This is a genomic window from Rhodothermales bacterium (genome assembly GCA_013002345.1).
GTDB lineage: Bacteria > Bacteroidota > Rhodothermia > Rhodothermales > JABDKH01 > JABDKH01.
Map to the genome: position 1 here is coordinate 1 of JABDKH010000099.1, position 2,341 is coordinate 2,341.

The 2,341-nt window shown below is 58.1% G+C and carries 3 protein-coding genes; all 3 read right to left on the reverse strand.

What is annotated here, in order from left to right; all coding sequences use genetic code 11:
* Positions 1 to 305 precede the first annotated feature (305 nt).
* The 3 genes from HKN37_05200 to HKN37_05210 all read right to left on the reverse strand — a co-directional run bounded on the left by HKN37_05200 (position 306) and on the right by HKN37_05210 (position 2,332).
* On the reverse strand, positions 306 to 506 hold the full coding sequence (locus HKN37_05200; protein ID NNE46040.1) for a hypothetical protein: 201 nt from the start codon (positions 504 to 506) through the stop codon (positions 306 to 308).
* Positions 507 to 590: 84 nt separating this feature from the next.
* Entirely contained in the window at positions 591 to 1,952 is a 1,362-nt protein-coding gene (locus HKN37_05205; GenBank protein ID NNE46041.1) for an alkaline phosphatase, read from the reverse strand.
* Positions 1,953 to 2,092: 140 nt separating this feature from the next.
* Entirely contained in the window at positions 2,093 to 2,332 is a 240-nt protein-coding gene (locus tag HKN37_05210; GenBank protein NNE46042.1) for a hypothetical protein, read from the reverse strand.
* Between the last annotated feature and the right edge of the window lie 9 nt (positions 2,333 to 2,341).

Below are 2,341 nucleotides of genomic sequence, written 5' to 3' on the forward strand. Positions count from 1 at the left end.
AGATTTGCATCCTGCGGTGGGTGGGTACACCCTTCTGTATGCCCGTGAATTCGAACACTGGATGGCCACGCCGTCATGAGCAGGCAGGGTAATCTGGTGCGCTAGAGGAACTACCGCCAAGTAAGCCGGTGACGAGGCGAATGCAAGAGGGCTTGTACGATTTCGAGTGTAGGCATTGCCGCTACCTCGAGGTGGGTCGTTTGATCGGGCCTTTCTGGTCGTACGCTTTTGAACGGGCGGATCGTTTGACGTGGTTCATCATAGGCGAAGACTCGCCGGTCGCAGGAAAATGCTCTGCAGCCCATTCAGGATTCCGACGCAGGTGCGCGCCCGGACGACCACACCATCCAACCGGCAACGCCGAAGAGTACGATTGCCCCGACGCTGACGTATAGCGGCACGACATCACCGTCGATAATGACGTCGACGCCAAGAACGAGGCGCAGTACGTGCAATACGGCGATGAGCTCGAGGAGCAGGAAAGGAAGCCACATGCGGATGTTCATGAGATCCCCCGTTCGGTGAAAGGTGGGGGCAAGGTAACGTCAAAGGATGTGAAGCGGAAGGGTACTTTCGTCCGAAACGCGGGATCAGTCTCCGGATGGTGCTTGCGACACCGCGTCCGTGCGGGCACGAAGCTTCTGTGTCAAAGCCGCAAGGTCAACATTCATAAGCCGGGCCAGATGAACGCCGATTCTTGTGTTGTCGTGATGACCCTGGAACAGGTCACTGCCTGGACCGAACGCATAGACATTCACGTCGACTGCGGTATGGCCGCCGGTCGTCCATCCGATTTGTGCTCGTTTGGATATCATATCTGATAGCGCCCGACGGGACCCGGTGCCGTTGGTCCCCATTTGCACTTCCTCTTCTGTGGGATCGTCGATGCCATACATCTCCAGGACCGTACTCCACGTCTCGCGTCCGAGTAGAGAGTCGGCGGCGTACTCCAAAGAGTGTTGAACCTTTGTCAATTGCCCGGGATTCCACGAATACTTTGAAACCCCGTCCACTCGCGTGCCCACGCTCATTCCGCCCGTCTCGTGATCCGATGTGGAGAGGATGAGCGTTTCACCATTCTCTCTCGCGTAATCGAGACCCACCTGGATCGCCTTGTCGAAGGCGAGAATATCATGCAGGTGCCCCGCCGCATCATTTCCATGGGCGGCATGGTCAATGCGGCTGCCCTCGACCATCAGGAAGAAGCCATCGGGGTCGTCGTCGAGCAACTCAATGGCTTGCGCGGTCATCTCGGCAAGACTCGGCTGGTGATCTTCGTCACGGTCGATTTCGTAGGACATGTGATCAACGGCAAAGAGACCCAGAACCGGCGACGTGCGGACGGCCATCAGCTCATCTCTGGAACGCACCACCTTCGATCCATTCGCTGCGGCCTCCGTCATCAGGTTCCGGCCGTCGGTACGGTGGCCACCCTGTTCGGTTGGTAGATAATAGCCTGCCCCTCCGCCAAGAAGCACCTCAATGCCCTGCTCCAGCTGTTGAACCGCAATACCCGCTTGATCGGAGCGATTCACAACGTGCGCAGAGAAGACCGCCGGTGTCGCATGCGTGATCGTGCTCGTCGCGACTAGTCCCGTCGCCATGCCTCGCTCTTCTGCGCCCTCGAGCAGGGTGGCGACGGGCTGGCGAGTCGTGTCCATCGCTATTGCGCCGTTGTAGGTCTTGATCCCACACGCGTACGCGGTACCGGATGCGGCAGAATCAGTTATCAGCCGGCCAGAAGCAAACGTTCGCGCAGAACCCACAAGCATCTGGTCCGTGGCGAGCTGCGAGCCGCCCTGGGACTGGACATATTCCCGTGCCATCGTGAAGCTCGCCGGCCCGCATCCATCTGAAATGAAAAAGATGATGTTGCGGGGCTGTGACGGTTTCTCGGCGCAGCCCGGGAGCTGCAACGTGACACCGACGAGAAGAAGGGTGATAAGGCGCATAGTTGACGTGACGGGTGGGGAATGTCTCGCGAGATCAAGTAGCCCCAATTTACTTCCGGCTCCGTTTGTAGATCCACCAGACAATTGCAGCGACCACCGCGATGATCAGAACCACTTGTCCGATCCAGAGCAAGTATCCGCTATCCATGATGTTCACCCTCCAGATTAATCGCAGAAATTCGTCGCATGTTTGCAGGTGCGTCCTGCTTATCTGTTGGGAGCCCTGAGACTTCCACCTGGATTCCGAGGCGGCCCAGATCAACCATGAATCGATCCGGCTCCACGGCGGTGCCTTGAAGCCACAGACCTGGCTTCCGGATCGTTCCGTCGAGCCACTGCAGCAGACATGCGAAAGCCGGAATTGCAGTAAACCAGTACATGTCGGAGTG

Coding starts and splice junctions, on each gene's coding strand:
- HKN37_05200 (NNE46040.1), bottom strand. CDS start 506: ATGAACATCCGCATGTGGCTTCCTTTCCTGCTCCTCGAGCTCATCGCC.
- HKN37_05205 (NNE46041.1), bottom strand. CDS start 1,952: ATGCGCCTTATCACCCTTCTTCTCGTCGGTGTCACGTTGCAGCTCCCG.
- HKN37_05210 (NNE46042.1), bottom strand. CDS start 2,332: ATGTACTGGTTTACTGCAATTCCGGCTTTCGCATGTCTGCTGCAGTGG.